This window comes from Streptomyces sp. NPDC006314, from assembly GCF_040613075.1.
In the GTDB taxonomy this organism is placed as follows: Bacteria; Actinomycetota; Actinomycetes; order Streptomycetales; family Streptomycetaceae; genus Streptomyces.
This window is the reverse complement of record NZ_JBEXRL010000005.1, coordinates 224,315-240,933: the sequence shown is the minus strand read 5'-3', so window position 1 is coordinate 240,933 and position 16,619 is coordinate 224,315. Positions and strand designations below refer to the sequence as shown.

Below are 16,619 nucleotides of genomic sequence, written 5' to 3'. Positions count from 1 at the left end.
CCACCCCAGCCAACCTGCATTTATGCAGTCACAACCCCGACGGTGATCAGCCCCTGAGCACAGCCCCGGTCCGCTCGCCCGCCAGGGCGACAGCCGCGTCCCGAGCAGCCGACGCCTCATCCACGGTCAGCGTCCGATCACCCGCACGGAAGCGGAGCGCGTACGCCAGCGACTTCCGGCCCTCACCCAACTGCTCGGCGTTCTCATACACATCGAACAGCCGAATGGACTCGAGCAGCTCGCCCGCACCCTCACGCAGCGCCGCCTCGACCTCGGTCGCGGGAACCGGCTTGTCGACCACGAGGGCGACATCCTGCGTGGCAACGGGGAACGTGGAGATCCGCGGCGCCTGCGGGGCACCGTCGCCCACCGCCTCCAGGGCGTCCAGGTTCAGCTCCATCGCGCAGGTGCGCTCGGGCAGACCCAGCGCCTTGAGGACACGCGGGTGCAGTTCTCCCGCATGGCCCACGACCTTCTCGGTGCCGTCGGCGACGACCACGAGCTGGGCGCAGCGGCCCGGGTGCCACGGACCGTACTGGCCCTTGCGGACGATCAGGTCGGCACCGGCTTCCCGCGCGACGGCGCGCCCCGCCTCGACCGCGTCGGCCCAGTCGGCCGGACGGCCCTTGCCCCACCAGCCGGCCTGTTCGCGAGCGCCCGCGAGGACGACGGCGACGTGCCGCGGCTGCTCGGGCAGCGCGGCGTTCAGCTCGGCGATCTCCTCGTCGGTGGGACGCCGGTGGACGGGCAGGTGCACGGCGGCACGCTGCTCCTCGCGCGGCAGGAAGACCAGGCCGGTCTCGAACAGCGCCAGATCGTGCGAGCCCCGGCCGTCGTTGCGCCGCAGCGCACCCAGCAGGCCCGGCAGCAGCGTCGTACGGAGAGCGGGCTCCTCGTCGTTGAGCGGGTTGGCCAGCTTCACGACCCGGCGGGCCGGGTCGTCGGAGTCGAGTCCGAGCTGGTCGAAGACCTGCTCCCCGAGGAACGGGTAGTTCGGCGCCTCGACGTAGCCGGCGCCCGCCAGCACGCGACCGGCGCGGCGGTGCAGCCGCTGGCGGTGGGTCAGGCCGCGGCCCGAGGGGGGCTTGGGCAGCGTGGAGGGCAGGTTCTCGTAGCCCTCCAGGCGGATGACCTCCTCCGCCAGGTCGTTCGCCTCGGCGAGGTCGGGCCGCCAGGACGGGGCGGTGACGATCAGCTCGTCCTGCCCGTACACGTCGCAGCCGATCTCCTGCAGGCGGCGGACGACGGTCTCGCGGCCGTAGTCGACGCCCGCGACCCTGTCCGGGTGGTTCGCCGGGACGGTGATCGTGTGCGGGGCGGAGGGCGCGACGATCTCGGTGACGCCGGCCTCGGCCGTGCCGCCCGCGAGCAGGACCAGCAGGTCCACGGTGCGCTGCGCGGCAGCCGCTGCGGCCTGCGGGTCGACGCCCCGCTCGAAGCGGCGGGACGCCTCGGAGGACAGCTTGTGGCGGCGGGCCGTGCGGGCGATCGAGACGGCGTTGAAGTGGGCCGCCTCGATGACCACGTCGGCCGTGGCGTTCTCCACGTCCTCGTGGTCGGCGATCTCCGTGTTGGCGCCGCCCATGACACCGGCGAGGCCGATCGGACCGCGCTCGTCGGTGATGACCAGGTCCTCGGCGTGCAGCGTGCGCTCGACGCCGTCGAGGGTGACGAGCTTCTCGCCCTCCTCCGCGCGGCGCACGCCGATGGTGCCCTGGACCAGCTTGCGGTCGTAGGCGTGCAGGGGCTGGCCCAGTTCCATCATCACGTAGTTCGTGACGTCCACGGCGAGCGAGATCGGGCGCATGCCGACCTTCTGCAGGCGGCGCTGCAGCCAGATCGGGGACCGCGCCTCGGGGCTCAGGCCGGTGACCGTGCGGGCGGTGAAGCGGTCACAGCCCGCGGGGTCGGTGACCTGGACGGGGTAGCCGTAGGCGTTCGGGGCCGGCACGTCGAGCAGGGCCGGGTCGCGCAGCGGCAGGCCGTAGGCGATGGCGGTCTCGCGGGCGACGCCGCGGATGGACAGGCAGTCGCCGCGGTTGGCGGTGACGGCGATGTCCAGGACCTCGTCCACCAGCTCGAGCAGCTCGATGGCGTCCTTGCCGACCTCGGTCTCCGGCGGCAGCACGATGATGCCGTGGTTGCCGTCGTCGCCCATGCCCAGCTCGTCGCTGGAGCAGATCATGCCGTGGGACGTCCTGCCGTAGGTCTTGCGGGCGGAGATGGAGAAGCCGCCGGGCAGCGTGGCGCCCGGGAGGACCACGACGACCTTGTCGCCGACCGCGAAGTTACGGGCGCCGCAGACGATCTCCTGGGGCTCGCCGGTGCCGTTGGCCTGGCCGACGTCGACGGTGCAGAAGCGGATCGGCTTCTTGAAGCCCTCCAGCTCCTCGATGGTCAGCACCTGGCCCACGACGAGCGGGCCCTTGAGGTCGGCACCGAGGTGCTCGACGGTCTCGACCTCGAGGCCGGCCGAAATGAGCTTGGCCTGGACGTCGCGCCCGGTCTCCGTCGCCGGCAGGTCGACGTACTCCCGCAGCCAAGAAAGCGGGACCCGCATCAGATCTCCATCCCGAACGGCCGGGTGAACCGGATGTCACCCTCGACCATGTCTCGCATGTCATCGACGTTGTGGCGGAACATCAGCATCCGCTCGATGCCGAACCCGAAGGCGAAGCCGCTGTACTTCTCCGGGTCGACGCCGCAGGCGGCCAGCACCCGCGGGTTGACCATGCCGCAGCCGCCCAGCTCGATCCAGCCCTCGCTGGAGCAGGTGCGGCAGGGCCGGTCGGGGTTGCCGACGGACTCGCCTCGGCAGACGTAGCACACCATGTCCATCTCGGCGGACGGCTCGGTGAACGGGAAGAAGTTCGGCCGCAACCGGGTCTTCATGCCCTCGCCGAACAGCGACTGGACCATGTGGTCCAGGGTGCCCTTGAGGTCGGCCATGGTCAGGCCCTCGTCCACGGCGAGGAGCTCGACCTGGTGGAAGACCGGGGTGTGCGTGGCGTCCAGCTCGTCGGTGCGGTACACGCGGCCCGGGCAGATCACGTAGACCGGCAGCTCGCGGTCGAGCAGTGAACGGATCTGGACGGGCGAGGTGTGGGTGCGCAGCACGACACCGGACTCGGTGCCGCCGCCCCGGCCCTGCACGAAGAAGGTGTCGGCCTCCCCGCGGGCCGGGTGGTCCGGGCCGATGTTCAGGGCGTCGAAGTTGAACCACTCCGCCTCGACCTCAGGGCCCTCGGCGACCTCGTAGCCCATGGCCACGAAGACGTCCTCGATGCGCTCCGAGAGCGTGGTCAGCGGGTGGCGTGCGCCGGCCGGGACGCGGTCGTACGGCAGCGTGACGTCGACGTTCTCCTCGACCAGCACGCGGGCGTCCCGCTCGGCCTCCAGCTCGCTCTGGCGGGTGGCGAGGGCCTTGTTCACGGCGCCGCGGGCCTGGCCCACGCGCTTGCCGGCCTCGGCCTTGGCGTGTGGGGGCAGAGCGCCGATCTCGCGGTTGGCGAGGGCCAGCGGGGAGGCGGGGCCGGTGTGGGCGACCTTGGCCTCATGGAGCGCGTCGAGGGAGTCCGCGGCGGCGAAGGCGGCGAGCGCCTCGTCCCGCATGCGCTCGATCTCTTCCGGTTTCAACGCCTCGACCTCGACAGGGTCGTACGACTTATTCGGTGCCGACATCTCTTCCCGTGCTTCCGATTGGCTGGCGGATGGTCCCCGTGACCGGCGCTGGGCCGTGTGCAGGACACAAAGGTGCCAAAGGCCGAGTCTAACGGGGTGGAGGTGTACGAATGCGCCCGCGGGCTGCTCGGGCGTTCTCAGGTGAGATACGCCGGGGCCCCCACGGGCAACGTAAATCGGAACTCGGCGCCGCCCTCGGGGGCGCGGCCGACCGTGATGGTGCCGCCGTGGGCTTCGACGATGCCCTTGACGATGTACAGGCCGAGGCCCGTGCCGCCGCGCTTGCTGCCCCGCCAGAAGCGGGTGAAGACGCGGTTCATGGACTCCTCCGGGATGCCGGGCCCCTCGTCGCCCACCGTGACCGACGTGCCGGTTTCCTCGCCTTCGCGCGGGGACGCCGAGGGCGTGACGTCAATGGTGACGGTTCCCTCGCCGTGCCGCACGGCATTTTCCAGCAGATTGCTGAGCACCTGGTCGATCTTGTCGGGGTCGGCCCACAGGGCTGGCAGTGGCTGTTCGATACGGAGCAGGAAGCGGTCGGCCCGCTGGCCCGCGGCGACGTGGGCCTGGATGTGCCGGGAGACGGCGGCGCCGATGTCGACGGGCTGCCGGCGCACCTCCAGCCGCCCGCTGTCGATCCTCGAGATGTCCAGCAGCTCGGCGATGAGGCGGGTGACGCGGTCGGCGTCGGCGTCGACGGTCTCGAGCATCAGCCGCTTCTGGTCGTCGGTGAAGCGTTCCCACTTGGCGAGGAGCGTGGCGGTGAAGCCCTTCACGGAGGTCAGCGGCGAGCGCAGTTCGTGGGCGACGGTGGCGATCAGCTCGGCGTGGCTGCGCTCGGTGCGGCGGCGGGCCTCGGTGTCCCTCAGGGAGACGACCACGCGCCGCACGGGCCCGAGGGGCTCGTCCCGCACGTACCGGGCGGAGACCAGCACCTCCCGGCCGCCGGGCAGCAGCAGGTTGCGCTCGGGCTGCCGGACGCGGATGGCGAGTCCGCCGTAGGGGTCGGTGAGCTGCCACCAGCGCCGCCCTTCCAGGTCTTCCAGGGGCAGCGCCTTCTCCAGGGGCACGCCGAGGGCGTCGGCGGCCGCTACGGCGGTGATCCGTGCGGCGGCGGCGTTGAACCGGACGACCCGGCCGTGCTCGTCGGCGACGACGAGGCCGTCGGGCAGCTGGTCGGGATCGATGTCCGGCCCCGTGTCCCGGTGCCCGGGCGCGGATGTGCGCCGCGCGTCCCGTCCTTCCGGCGCAGTGCTCGTGCCGGCCACACTCATCCCCGTACCCCACCTCTCAGACGGCGCAGGGCCCCGAGCTGGTCACCCTACTAGCTCTCGACTAGCTCTCGGTGACGGAACGGCACCCTCCGGAGGCGCGCTGTGCACGGGCCGACGCGTAGAGACATACGGCGGCGGCCGTGGCGAGGTTCAGGCTCTCGGCCCTGCCGTGGAGGGGGACGCGCACGACGGCGTCGGCGAGCGCGCGGGTCTCCTCCGGCAGCCCCCAGGCCTCGTTCCCGAACACCCAGGCGGTCGGCCCGCCCATGGTGCCCTTGTCCAGTTCCTCGTCGAGGTCTCGGTCCCCGGCGCCGTCGGCGGCGAGGACGCGCACCCCGGCGTCCTTCAGCCCCTCGACGGCCCGCTCGACGGGGACACCGACGGCGACGGGCAGGTGGAAGTGCGAGCCGACGGAGGCCCGTACGGCCTTGGGGTTGTACAGGTCGACGGAGGCGTCGGTGAGGATCACGGCCTCGGCGCCGGCGGCGTCGGCGCAGCGCAGCACCGTGCCGGCGTTGCCCGGGTCGCGCACATGGGCGAGGACGGCGACGAGCCTGGGGCGCGCGGCGAGGATGCCCTCGAACGGGGTGTCCAGGAACCGGCAGACCCCGACCAGGCCCTGCGGGGTGACGGTGGTGGAGATGTCGGCGATGACCTCCTCGGAGGCGAGGTGCACCCGGGCGCCCGCGCTCCGGGCCGCTCCGATGATGTCGGCGTACCGCTCCGCGGCCTCGACCGTGGCGAACAGTTCGACGAGCGTGGGGGTGCCGTCGACACGATGCCCGGCCGCCTCCCTGACGGCCTGCGGTCCCTCCGCGAGGAACAGCCGGTCCTTGCCCCGGAAGTTCCGCTTGCCGAGCCGCCGCGCGGCGCTCACACGGGCGGAGCGGGGGGAGATCAGCTCGGGGCTGACGGGGGGCATCGAAAGTCACCTCAACTTTGTCCCGTCGCAACGGCGAGCGACCACGACGGCGGAATTCGACGGTGCCGGAGACACCCGCACCACACAACACGAACGGACCCGCAGGCGGCAGCCCACGGGTCCGTACCGTTACGTCGGCCTAGGGCCGGCGCAGCGTCACGCGGCCTTCGGCGCGTTGACGTCCGACGGCAGCGCCTTCTGCGCGACCTCGACGAGCGCCGCGAAGGCGTTCGCGTCGTTCACGGCCAGCTCGGCCAGGATCTTGCGGTCGACCTCGACGTTCGCGGCCTTCAGACCCTGGATGAAGCGGTTGTAGGTGATGCCGTTGGCGCGGGCAGCGGCGTTGATGCGCTGGATCCACAGCTGACGGAAGTCACCCTTGCGCTTCTTGCGGTCGTTGTAGTTGTAGACCAGCGAGTGGGTGACCTGCTCCTTGGCCTTGCGGTACAGGCGCGAGCGCTGACCGCGGTAGCCGGAGGCCTGCTCGAGGATCGCCCGGCGCTTCTTGTGGGCGTTGACTGCCCGCTTGACGCGTGCCACTTGTTAACTCCTTGTAGCGGGGCCGTGGGGGTACTCACACGGCCCGGAAACGATTCGGTCCCGGTCCAGACGTACGGCGCTCAGGCGGCGCCGCGGCGTCACTTGCCGAGAAGCTTCTTGATCTTCGCGGCGTCGCCCGGGGCCATCTCGGCGTTGCCGGTGAGGCGACGCGTGACGCGGGACGACTTGTGCTCGAGCAGGTGGCGCTTGCCGGCGCGCTCACGGAGCACCTTGCCGGAGCCGGTGACCTTGAAGCGCTTGCTGGCACCGCTGTGCGACTTGTTCTTCGGCATAGCGCCGTTCTCTCCTCGTCGGTGGCGCTCCGGTGCCCGGTCACGAAAACCGGGCACGGTGGAGCGTCGCTCGTTCTGTCGGTTACATCCTTGGGGACGGGTGTCCCCCGGGATCACGCCTCGGCAGGCTCCTCGGACGGCGCCTCAGCCTCGGCAGGGTTCTGCGACTTACCGGGGTTCGCCTTCGCTTCGGCCTTGCGGGCCTCCTGCGCCTGACGGGCCTCGGCCATGGCCTCGGTCTTCTTCTTGTGCGGACCGAGAACCATGATCATGTTGCGGCCGTCCTGCTTCGGGTTCGACTCGACGAAACCGAGGTCCTGGACATCCTCCGCGAGACGCTGCAGCAGTCGGTAGCCCAGCTCGGGGCGGGACTGCTCGCGACCACGGAACATGATCGTGATCTTGACCTTGTCGCCCTGCTTGAGGAACCGGACGACGTGACCCTTCTTGGTGTCATAGTCGTGCGGGTCGATCTTCGGCCGGAGCTTCATCTCCTTGATGACCGTGTGCGCCTGGTTCTTGCGCGCCTCACGGGCCTTCATGGCCGACTCGTACTTGAACTTCCCGTAGTCCATGAGCTTGCAGACGGGCGGACGGGCGTTCGCCGCGACCTCGACCAGGTCCAGGTCGTACTCCTGCGCAAGCTCCAGTGCCTTCGCGAGCGGCACGATGCCGACCTGCTCGCCACTGGGACCGACAAGTCGCACCTCGGGAACGCGAATCCGGTCGTTGATGCGGGGCTCGGCGCTGATGGATCCTCCTCGGTAGCACCACGCGACGGTCTGGCGGACAGCCGCGTAACGTCTTTGTTCGTTAGACCTAACCGCGCCGAAGCACAAAAAACGCCCCGGACGATCACAGGCGGGCTCCAATGACTACCGGAGCACCGCCGCGGTGACCGCGGGGCGCACTTTCGGGCGACTCCATCGTCCGTACGGAACGATGGTGGCCGCCTGACCGGAGACCCGCCGTCCCGGAGGACGGTCAGGTGGGAGATCGGAGCCTCCACTTGTGGGCCGGGTGCCCTGATTCCTCATGGCATGTCCGGCCGGTCGTCCACCAGATTAGCAGCATCGCTTGACAAGGGCTAATTGAAGGACGCCCGGCCGGACCGCCTATCGTGTGGGACATGAGTGACACCCCTGCCGAGTCCCCCGACTTCGACGCGATGACCCGGGACATCGCCGAGGTCCCCGCCGTCGAGGTGATCGTGACGGTCGCCGTCAACCTGATGAGCGCCTCCGCCGTGAAGCTCGGGCTCAGCGAGGAGGGCGAGAAGTACAAGGACCTGGACGAGGCCCGCAAGCTGATCACCGCGCTCGCGGGTCTGCTGGACGCGAGCGCGACCGAGATCAGCTCCTTCCACGCGGCGCCGCTGCGCGACGGTCTGAAGTCGCTGCAGCTGGCGTTCCGCGAGGCGTCGGTCGTCCCGGACGAGCCGGGCCAGGGCCCCGGCGAGAAGTACACCGGCCCCGTCTACGGCTAGTTCATCCAGCTCGTCCACGCACGTACAAGGGCTCGCCCGGAGGCGTGGTCCCGGCCGGCAGCAGTGCCAGGTCGAGGCCGCGCACCAGGCGGGCCCTCAGCGTTTCGTCGGCCGCGAGACGCTCGGCGACGGCGCGGGCGGCCTCGGCGGGCGGGGCGGCCGGGTCGAGGACGAGCGCGAGGGTGCCGTCGGCCTGCCCGGGCCCGAGGTGGGCGCGCAGCACGGCGGGCTCCGCCGCCACGGCCGTGCGGACGGCCTCGACGACGGCCGGATCGGCGAGCGGATCGGTGCTGGTGCGGCCCTCGGCGAGGGCGAGCAGCGCCGGGCCGGTCAGTTCGAACGGCACGGGTCCGGCGAGGTCCAGTACGACCGTGTCGGCCTTCTCGTGCGCGGCGGCCTCGAGGGCCTGGTGCAGCGGTACGGCGACCGGGCGGGCCTCGGGGTCCCAGCGGGCCAGGGAGTCGGTGGAGGTGAAGGCGGGCAGGGCGGTGCGCCGGCCGGCCTTCAGGGTGGGTACGGCCATGTCGCTGGTCTTCTCGCGGCGCAGCCCGCCACCCTTCGAAGGAGCTTCGCCCCCCTCCCGACCGCCCTCCTCGACCTCGCCGAGCACGGCGACGACGGGGACCAGCAGCCGGGCGCCCTTGAGCGCCTCCAGGACGGGCCCCAGGGCGCTGCGGTCCTCGGCCCAGGCGGCGAGCGCCGCGCTCAGCCGGGGGTCGGCGGAGCCGTCGTCGTCGGAGAAGCCGGGGTCGGGAATGTTCTTGTTCGCCACGGTCACCGACCCTATCGGGGGGAAGCCGCCGGGCTTGTGCGGGGCCTGGAGACGCCGGCGTCACCGCTTTCCCGAAGATCTCGGCTCTCCCTGATCCGTGTCTCACGTCGGTCCCGCGGCGGGGCGCACAGTCCAGGCCCCGACACGGCGAGCATCGTCAAGGTCGACATCCTGGCCGCGCTGCTGCTCCTGGCGCAGGACGCGGGACGGCGGCTGACGGCGGCTGACGGCGGCCGAGATGACGGGCGGGCGTCGGGGCTGGACGCCGCGAACAAGCGGTTCGGGCTGACAGAGGTCTTTGCCGGCTCGGGCGGGCTGTGGGGGCTGACGCAGACCGCGGCCGCGGATCAACTGGTCCTGCTCCAGCAGGTGTTCGGCGTGGAGTCGAAACCGAGTGCCGCGCCGCGGACGTATGTACGGGGGCTGATGAAGGGGGTGGAGGCCGATCAGCGGTGGGTTGTTTCGGCTGCCGCCGCCGGTTCCTCGTCGGCGTTGAAGAACGGGTGGCTGGCGCGGAGTACGACCGGCCTGTGGGACGTCGACAGCATCGGGCGGGTGACGGTGGACTCGGCCGAGTACCCGGTGGCGGTGCTGTCGAGGGGGACCTGAGTCAGGCGAGGGGGATCGCGCTGGTGGTGGCGGCCGCGAAGGCGGTGGTGGCGGGGTTCGCCCCGGCGCCGTAGGGACTTGCCGTCCGGCGGGGCGCGGGTGCGCCGTGGCGGATCGCGCGGTGCGCCGCGCCCCTCAGGGGGTCGCCCTGCGGCTCCTCCAGAGGATCACCCCTGCCACCAGGAGCACACCGCCTGCGCTGCCCGCCAGGGGGGCCGCCCAGTCGGAGGCGGTGCTCGAGGCCTCGGAGGCGTCCGGGCCCGGACCGAAGTACTTCTCGCCGTACGACGCCGGGCGCAGGCCCCTCGGCTTCAGGCGGGCGGCCGCCTTCAGGGCGGCCGCCGGGTCGATCATGCCGAAGCCTCGGGAGTCGTCGCGGCCGCCTACCGGGGCGTCCCTGGCGGTGTCCTCCAGGATCTCCTTGATCTGCGCCGGGGTCAGGCCGGGGTGGGCGGACTTGACCAGTGCCGCGGCGCCGGAGACGAAGGCGGCGGCCGCGCTCGTGCCCCAGCCCTCGTAGTACTCGTGGTCGGGGTCGGCGATCACGACGTTGACTCCGGGTGCGCTGACCGCGGCGTACCAGCGGCGGGTGGAGAACGAGGCGCGGGTGCCGTACTTGTCCACGGCCGTGGTGGCGATGACCCCCGGGTAGGCGGCCGGGTAGGAGACGTGGTCGCCCTTGTCGCCGCCGTTGCCCGCCGAGGCCACGACGACCACGCCCTTCTTCAGGGCGTACTGCACGGCCTCGTCCTCACTCGGCTCGGGGTGGGCGGAGTCGGAGTCGTCGCCGAGGGAGAGGTTGATGACATCGGCTCCGTGGTCGGCGGCCCAGCGGATGCCGTCCGCAAGGGCGCTGCCGCGGGTGGTGCGGGCCTTGGCGCGGGCCGGGTCGCCGTCCTCCAGGATCACGCGGACCGGAAGGATCCTCGCCTCCGGGGCGACGCCCATCACGCCGTCGGTGTCGCCAGGACCGTGGCCGTGGCCGGCGATGATGCCGGCCATGGCGGTGCCGTGCCGGGCCCAGGGGCGGTCACCCGGCCCGGCTCCGAAGCCGATCATGTCCTTGGCGGGCAGGACGTTGCCGGCGAGGTCGGGATGGTCGGCCTCGACACCGGTGTCCAGGACGGCGACGGTGACGCCGCGGCCCTTGGTGGTCTGCCAGGCCTCGGTCAGGTGCAGGGCGGACAGGCCCCACTGCTGGCCGCGGATGCTGTCGGCGTGTGCGGCGGCGGACGGCAGCAGGACGAGGGAGCCGGCGAGCAGGAGACTCACCACCGCCCCGGTCGCCCCCACGCGGCGGCGGCCGCGCATCGGTTGCCTCATGAGGGTTTCTCCGTGGCCGAGCCGACGGTCTGGCGCAGGCGCCGTTCGATGCGGTCGCCCAGACCCTGGGCCTCGTTTCCGAGGCCGGCCTGGGCCGGTGCCGTGGTGGCGCCGGAGCGGACGGCGTCCGCGGCGGGCTGGGGCGAGTCGACCGTGCGGCCGTCGGCCCAGCCGGAGACGGCGTAGGCGACGACGGGGGCGTCGGTGAGGACGGACACGGTCCAGGTGGCGCGCTGCTCGTCGCCGAAGCCGGCGGCGGCGGTGCCCTTGGCCGCGTACGGCCGGGGCATCAGATCGCTGCGCCGGTCCAGGCGCTCGTCGCGGAAGCGCGTGGCGAGCGCGGACATGGTGGCGGGGTCGGCCTTGGTGAACAGCAGGCCGACGGTGGTGACGTGGCTCTGGGTGGCGTCGGTGTAGGTGGCGCGCAGGAGCCGCTGGCAGCCGACCGGGGCGAGGACCTTGTGCAGCAGCGGGTCGAAGGCGTGGGCGCAGCCGCTGTCGGGGGCCACGGCGATCCGGGTCCAGGTGCGGTCGGCGCCGCCGGGGCCGGCGCCGGTGCCCTCGACGGTGGGCGGGAAGAGCTGGTCGACGGGTGTGCCGTGCCAGAGCGTCCCGGCGGTGGTGTACGCGCTGCCGGAGGCGACGTCCCCGTCGTCCCCGGTGAGCCAGCTCCCGGTCACGGCACCGCCGATGAGACCGAGGCCGAGCACGAGGCAGGCGGCGGCAGCGGCGGTGCGCCGCCGGACCCGGGGGCGCGCCCGCTCGCCGAACCCCTCGGGCTCCCCGAACGACACGAACGGCCGGGCGGCCGAGCCCGCGCTCCAGGCGAGGGCCGGGTCCGGGGAGGCGGACGCGGCCTGCGACGGGGGGCCGACGGGGTGGGCGGGGTGGGCGGGTGCCATCGGGCTCCAGGCGGTCGCCCCGGGCTCGGATCCCGGACGCCCGGGGGTGGCAGATGCACCGGGACGGGACACGGAACCGGCACGGGCGCCGTCCTCGGCCACGGCCGACGCAGCGCTGACCGGGGACGCGGGTGAGACGCCGGTACGGCGGTCACCGGCCGGTCCGGCGGGCGCGGGCGAGGCGGCGGGGCGGCCCGGCACGGAGCTGTGCTGCCGGGGGTACCGAGACGACGAAGGCGACGAAGGCGACGGAATCGGGCGGAGCCGGGTCGTCGTCTCCGCGGGGGTTTCCGCCGGGGGTCCCTGCCGGCGGGGCTCCCCGGCCTGACGAAGCCGGGCCGTGGTCTCGGCGGCCGCCTCCGCGGGGGCCGCGGGCCGGCCGGGCTCTGCACCGGGGCGGTGGCCAGGGCGGATCGGACCGGCATCGGCGGGACCGGTCGGAACGGCTGAACCGGTACCGGCGCGGTGTGTCTCCCGGCCCGGGCTCGGCGGGGCGTCGGGGAAGCGGGCCGAGGCCGGCGGAGGGGGCGGGCCCACCGGGTCGGCGACCTCGGGCACGGCGAAGTGCCGGAAGGCCGCCGTGCCACGGCCCTGACCGGAACCGTTCGTGGACCCCGCGCCGGCCCCGGATCCGGTGTCGGCCACGAAGCCGGCGCCGGTCCCGGACCCGGGGTCGGCCACGGACCCGGTGCCGGGCACGGACTCCGTACCGGTCGCAGACCGCGTGCCGGTCGCGGGCTCCGTGCCGGTCGTCGAGCGGGCGGGCGGCCGGGGGCCGCGTGGGGTGAAGACGGACGGCTCGTCGTCGAGGTCGTCGTCCGGTGCCGGGCCGGCCGGGTGCGCGGTTCCGGGGTGAGCGGACCGGGAGTCCGGGCGTACGCCCCTCGCAGGTGCCGGTGCGCCCGGTGCCGGGGCCTGCCGGGACGGCCTGGAGGCGCTGCCCTGCCGGTGCGGCTCGGAGGCGGCGGGTGGGGTCGAGGGGCGCGGCGGGATGGGAGCGTGGCGCGCTTCCGTGCTCATGCACCCCCCGTTTCCTCGTGCCCGGGCCGTCTGCTCGTACGCGGGCCGTCCTGCCGCTGGCCGCGCCCGGTGCGGAAGCTCCCTCCCGGGCACGCATACCCGTACGGCCGGGCCGGCGTCCCGGTTCAACTGGTGCGCCGGGCGCGTTCCGCCGTACGTGCGCGTCACTCTACGGGTTGCCGGGGGATGACAGAGAACCAGTGCACGACCCCGGGGTATCTGCCCGGAACGTCCCCCTACCCTGCGGTAATCCTGTCTGGCAGGCTTCCGTCATGACTGCGCTCGCCGCCGACCGGGCCCGTTACGACCGGGCCACCGCCCATCTCGACGCCCCTCTCGCGCTCGTGGATCTGGACGCCTTCGACGCCAACGCGGAGGATCTCGTCCGCCGGGCCGGCGGCAAGCCGGTCCGGGTCGCCAGCAAGTCGGTGCGCTGCCGCGCGCTGCTGGAACGCGTCCTGGCCAGGGACGGCTTCCAGGGCATCATGTCGTTCACCCTGGCCGAGTCGCTGTGGCTCGCGCGTTCCGGGTTCGGGGACATCCTGCTCGCCTACCCGTCGGCCGATCGCGCCGGTTTCGCGGAACTGGCCGCCGATCCCAAGCTCGCCGGTGCCGTCACCGTGATGGTGGACGACCCGGCCCAGCTCGATCTCATCGATGCCGCCCGCGGCGGTGGGCGTGAAGTGGTGCGTGTCTGTCTGGAGTTGGACACCTCGCTGAAACTGCTCGGCGGCCGGGTGCGGGTGGGGGCACGGCGCTCGCCCCTGCGCTCCCCCGCCCAACTCGCCGAGCTGGCGCGGTCCGTTGCCCGGCGGCCGGGTTTCAGGCTGGTGGGGATCATGGCGTACGAGGGGCACATCGCCGGGGTCGGGGACGCGGTGGCCGGGCGGCCGCTGCGCTCGCGGGCGATCCGGTTGATGCAGTCCGCGGCCCGGCGGGAGCTGACCGAGCGGCGGGCGGCCGTGGTGCGCGCGGTCCGCGCGGTCGTCCCCGGCCTGGAGTTCGTCAACGGCGGTGGCACCGGCAGTGTGCAGCACACCGCCGCCGAGGACGCGGTGACGGAGATAGCGGCCGGTTCGGGGCTGTACGTTCCGCGTCTCTTCGACAACTACACGTCCTTCACGGGCCGGCCGGCCGCCCTCTTCGCCCAGCCGGTCGTACGGCGGCCCGGCGTGGGTGTCGTCACCGTGCTCGGTGGCGGCTACCCGGCCTCCGGCGCCGCCGGTCCCGACCGGCTCCCGGTGCCGTACCTGCCGGAGGGGCTGGCGTACGACCCGCAGGAAGGCCCCGGCGAGGTGCAGACCCCGCTGCTCGGCTCGCCCGCCGACGACCTGCTCATCGGTGACAAGGTGTGGTTCCGGCACGCCAAGGCGGGCGAGCTGTGCGAGCGGTTCGAGCTGCTGCACCTGGTCGAGGGGGACACGGTGACGGCGACCGTGCCCACCTACCGGGGTGAGGGGCACACCTTCCTCTGAACGCCGGTCAGCGAGCGGCGTCCGCCCGGTCCGGTACCACCGAGCCGTGAGGGCGGCGGAGCGCCACTGGGTGCCCCCGGGGTCGTGCAGGCCGTGGCCGAGCAGGGGTGGCGGCCGCCGCCAGGGTCCGCACGAGGTGCTGTCGCATACGCGCGTGGGCCTTGCCTACAGGGGCGTGACGTACGCGCCGGAGATTCCGCCGTCCACCAGGAAGTCGGTGGCGTTGACGAAGGAGGAGTCGTCGCTGGCCAGGAAGGCGACGGCGGCGGCGATCTCCTCGGCCTCGGCGAACCGGCCGACCGGGATGTGGACCAGGCGGCGGGCGGCGCGCTCCGGGTCCTTGGCGAACAGCTCCTGCAGGAGCGGGGTGTTGACCGGGCCGGGGCACAGGGCGTTCACCCGGATGCCCTCCCTCGCGAACTGCACGCCCAGTTCACGGGACATGGCGAGCACCCCGCCCTTGGAGGCCGTGTACGAGATCTGGGAGGTGGCCGCGCCCATCCGGGCCACGAAGGACGCGGTGTTGATGATGGAGCCCCTGCCCTGGCGGCGCATGTAGGGGATGGCCGCCTTGCAGCACAGATAGACGGAGGTGAGGTTGACCTCCTGGACCCGCTTCCAGGCCTCCAGGCCGGTCTCCAGGATGGAGTCGTCGTCGGGCGGCGAGATGCCGGCGTTGTTGAAGGCGACGTCGACGCTGCCGTAGGTGTCGTAGGCCGCCTTGAACAGCGCCTCGACCTGCTCGGGGTCGGTGACGTCGACCTTGACGAACAGTCCGCCGACCTCCTCGGCGGCGGCCTTGCCCGCGGTCTCGTCGATGTCTGCGCAGACCACGTGGGCCCCTTCGGCGGCGAGCCGGCGGGCGGCGGCGAGACCGATGCCGCTGCCGGCTCCGGTGACGACGGCGGTACGGCCGACCAGGCGGCGGCAAACGGTGGTGTCGGTCACTGTGCGGGGCCCTCCGTGCTGATGAAGACGTTCTTGGTTTCGGTGAAGGCGGTCAGGGCGTCGGGGCCGAGTTCGCGGCCGAGGCCGGACTGCTTGAAGCCGCCGAACGGGGTCCAGTAGCGGACGCTGGAGTGCGAGTTGACGGACAGGTTGCCCGCGCGGACGGCCTGGGAGACGCGCAGGGCGCGGCCGACGTCCCGGGTCCAGATGGAGCCGGAGAGGCCGTAGGGGGTGTCGTTGGCGAGACGGACGGCGTCCTCCTCGTCGGTGAAGGGCAGGAGCACGGCGACGGGGCCGAAGATCTCCTCGCGGGCCGCCCGGCCGTCGTGCGGCTCCCCCGTGAGCACGGTCGGCGGGAACCAGAAGCCGGGCCCGTCGGGGGCGGTCCCGCGCAGCGCCGGGATGTCCTCGGGGACGTACGACCGTACGCGGTCGAGCTGCTGCCGGGAGATCAGCGGACCCATCTGGGTCCTGTCGTCGGCCGGGTCGCCCACGACGACGGCGGCCAGTGCGTCGGCGAGGAAGTCACGGGCCTCCTCGAACACCGGCCTCTGGACGAGGATGCGGGTGCGGGCGCAGCAGTCCTGGCCGGAGTTGTCCAGGAAGGAGAAGGGGTCGAGGGCGGCCTTGAGGTCGGCGTCGGCGAAGACCACGTTGGGGCTCTTGCCGCCGAGTTCGAGGGTGACCGGCTTGACCAGGCGGGCGCAGCGCTCCATGACCTCGCGGCCGGTGCTCGTGGAGCCGGTGAACACGATCTTGGCCACGTCCGGGTGGTCCACCAGGGCGCGTCCGGCGGTGTGGCCGTAGCCGGGCAGCACCTGGAGGACGTGTTCGGGCAGGCCCGCCTCCAGGGCGAGTTCGGCGAGGCGGAGTGCGGTGAGCGGGGTGGTCTCGGCGGGCTTGAGGACGACCGCGTTGCCGGCCGCGAGCGCTGGGAAGGAGCCCCAGGCGGCGATGGGCATCGGGAAGTTCCACGGGGCGATCACGCCGATCACGCCCAGGGGTTCGTGGAAGGTCACGTCCCAGCCGCCGGGGGCCGGGATCTGCCTGCCGAGGAGGCGTTCGGCGCCGCCGGCGGCGTACAGCAGCAGGTCCCGGGCGTTGCCGGCCTCCCAGCGGGCGTTGCCGGCGGTGTGGCCGGCCTCGCGGACCTCCAGCCGGGCGAGTTCCTCGATGTGGGCGTCGACGGTGTCGGCGAAACGGCGGAGCAGCCGGGCCCGGTCGGCGGGGCCCAGGGCGGCCCACCTGGTCTGGGCGCGTGCGGCCCGTACGACGGCGGCGTCCACGTCCTGCGCGGTGGCGGCGGGGACGGTGGCGACGACTTCCTCGGTGGCGGGGTTGAGGACCTTCAGCTCGTGCGGGTCGGACACGTGG

At 72.9% G+C, this 16,619-nt stretch carries 14 protein-coding genes and 1 pseudogene; 3 read left to right on the top strand and 12 right to left on the bottom strand.

The window, feature by feature from the left end; all coding sequences use genetic code 11:
• Positions 1-46 precede the first annotated feature (46 nt).
• From pheT to infC, 7 genes are all read right to left on the bottom strand, one after another.
• A complete protein-coding gene (pheT, locus tag ABZ079_RS11460; RefSeq protein ID WP_356939201.1) occupies positions 47-2,560 on the bottom strand; it encodes a phenylalanine--tRNA ligase subunit beta in 2,514 nt (837 codons plus the stop codon).
• The gene (gene pheS / locus ABZ079_RS11455; protein ID WP_356939200.1) at positions 2,560-3,681 is read right to left on the bottom strand and encodes a phenylalanine--tRNA ligase subunit alpha; all 1,122 of its coding nucleotides are present in this window, start codon (positions 3,679-3,681) and stop codon (positions 2,560-2,562) included. The genes pheT and pheS overlap by 1 nt, the downstream gene beginning before the upstream one ends.
• 137 nt (positions 3,682-3,818) lie before the next feature.
• Positions 3,819-4,955, bottom strand: a complete 1,137-nt coding sequence (locus ABZ079_RS11450) for an ATP-binding protein (protein WP_356939199.1) — start codon at positions 4,953-4,955, stop codon at positions 3,819-3,821.
• Between the two features lie 61 nt (positions 4,956-5,016).
• On the bottom strand, positions 5,017-5,877 hold the full coding sequence (locus tag ABZ079_RS11445; protein ID WP_356939198.1) for an RNA methyltransferase: 861 nt from the start codon (positions 5,875-5,877) through the stop codon (positions 5,017-5,019).
• A gap of 156 nt (positions 5,878-6,033) precedes the next feature.
• Positions 6,034-6,417, bottom strand: a complete 384-nt coding sequence (gene rplT / locus ABZ079_RS11440; RefSeq protein WP_006141703.1) for a 50S ribosomal protein L20 — start codon at positions 6,415-6,417, stop codon at positions 6,034-6,036.
• A 98-nt stretch (positions 6,418-6,515) separates the two neighbouring features.
• On the bottom strand, positions 6,516-6,710 hold the full coding sequence (rpmI, locus tag ABZ079_RS11435) for a 50S ribosomal protein L35 (RefSeq protein WP_004933563.1): 195 nt from the start codon (positions 6,708-6,710) through the stop codon (positions 6,516-6,518).
• A 113-nt stretch (positions 6,711-6,823) separates the two neighbouring features.
• Positions 6,824-7,462, bottom strand: coding sequence for a translation initiation factor IF-3 (gene infC, locus ABZ079_RS11430; RefSeq protein WP_078637498.1), 639 nt, complete (start codon positions 7,460-7,462; stop codon positions 6,824-6,826).
• 377 nt (positions 7,463-7,839) lie between these two features.
• On the opposite strand from infC, the gene ABZ079_RS11425 reads away from it, so the two are divergent.
• A complete protein-coding gene (locus ABZ079_RS11425) occupies positions 7,840-8,196 on the top strand; it encodes a DUF1844 domain-containing protein (protein ID WP_356939197.1) in 357 nt (118 codons plus the stop codon).
• Position 8,197: 1 nt separating this feature from the next.
• On the opposite strand, the gene ABZ079_RS11420 is transcribed toward ABZ079_RS11425, so the two are convergent.
• Complete coding sequence (locus tag ABZ079_RS11420) at positions 8,198-8,968, bottom strand: SseB family protein (protein WP_356939196.1); 771 nt, start codon at positions 8,966-8,968, stop codon at positions 8,198-8,200.
• A 141-nt stretch (positions 8,969-9,109) separates the two neighbouring features.
• Here ABZ079_RS11420 and ABZ079_RS11415 point away from each other — a divergent pair.
• A pseudogene (locus ABZ079_RS11415) lies at positions 9,110-9,651 on the top strand (hypothetical protein); the annotation flags it as partial.
• Positions 9,652-9,712: 61 nt separating this feature from the next.
• Here ABZ079_RS11415 and mycP read toward each other — a convergent pair.
• Both mycP and ABZ079_RS11405 read right to left on the bottom strand, forming a co-directional pair.
• Complete coding sequence (gene mycP, locus ABZ079_RS11410; RefSeq protein ID WP_356939195.1) at positions 9,713-10,900, bottom strand: type VII secretion-associated serine protease mycosin; 1,188 nt, start codon at positions 10,898-10,900, stop codon at positions 9,713-9,715.
• On the bottom strand, positions 10,897-11,802 hold the full coding sequence (locus ABZ079_RS11405; protein ID WP_356939194.1) for a hypothetical protein: 906 nt from the start codon (positions 11,800-11,802) through the stop codon (positions 10,897-10,899). Before ABZ079_RS11405 ends, mycP begins: the two co-directional genes overlap by 4 nt.
• A 1,292-nt stretch (positions 11,803-13,094) precedes the next feature.
• Between ABZ079_RS11405 and ABZ079_RS11400 the strand changes: the two genes are divergently transcribed.
• Entirely contained in the window at positions 13,095-14,297 is a 1,203-nt protein-coding gene (locus tag ABZ079_RS11400; protein WP_356939193.1) for an amino acid deaminase/aldolase, read from the top strand.
• Positions 14,298-14,462: 165 nt separating this feature from the next.
• Here ABZ079_RS11400 and ABZ079_RS11395 read toward each other — a convergent pair whose 3' ends face one another.
• Both ABZ079_RS11395 and ABZ079_RS11390 read right to left on the bottom strand, forming a co-directional pair.
• The gene (locus ABZ079_RS11395; protein WP_356939192.1) at positions 14,463-15,245 is read right to left on the bottom strand and encodes a 3-oxoacyl-ACP reductase; all 783 of its coding nucleotides are present in this window, start codon (positions 15,243-15,245) and stop codon (positions 14,463-14,465) included.
• A complete protein-coding gene (locus ABZ079_RS11390; protein WP_356939191.1) occupies positions 15,242-16,615 on the bottom strand; it encodes an aldehyde dehydrogenase family protein in 1,374 nt (457 codons plus the stop codon). The genes ABZ079_RS11395 and ABZ079_RS11390 overlap by 4 nt, the downstream gene beginning before the upstream one ends.
• Between the last annotated feature and the right edge of the window lie 4 nt (positions 16,616-16,619).

Coding starts and splice junctions, on each gene's coding strand:
- mycP (WP_356939195.1), bottom strand. CDS start 10,900: ATGAGGCAACCGATGCGCGGCCGCCGCCGCGTGGGGGCGACCGGGGCG.
- pheS (WP_356939200.1), bottom strand. CDS start 3,681: ATGTCGGCACCGAATAAGTCGTACGACCCTGTCGAGGTCGAGGCGTTG.
- ABZ079_RS11405 (WP_356939194.1), bottom strand. CDS start 11,802: ATGGCACCCGCCCACCCCGCCCACCCCGTCGGCCCCCCGTCGCAGGCC.
- ABZ079_RS11445 (WP_356939198.1), bottom strand. CDS start 5,877: ATGCCCCCCGTCAGCCCCGAGCTGATCTCCCCCCGCTCCGCCCGTGTG.
- ABZ079_RS11400 (WP_356939193.1), top strand. CDS start 13,095: ATGACTGCGCTCGCCGCCGACCGGGCCCGTTACGACCGGGCCACCGCC.
- ABZ079_RS11450 (WP_356939199.1), bottom strand. CDS start 4,955: ATGAGTGTGGCCGGCACGAGCACTGCGCCGGAAGGACGGGACGCGCGG.
- rpmI (WP_004933563.1), bottom strand. CDS start 6,710: ATGCCGAAGAACAAGTCGCACAGCGGTGCCAGCAAGCGCTTCAAGGTC.
- pheT (WP_356939201.1), bottom strand. CDS start 2,560: ATGCGGGTCCCGCTTTCTTGGCTGCGGGAGTACGTCGACCTGCCGGCG.
- ABZ079_RS11425 (WP_356939197.1), top strand. CDS start 7,840: ATGAGTGACACCCCTGCCGAGTCCCCCGACTTCGACGCGATGACCCGG.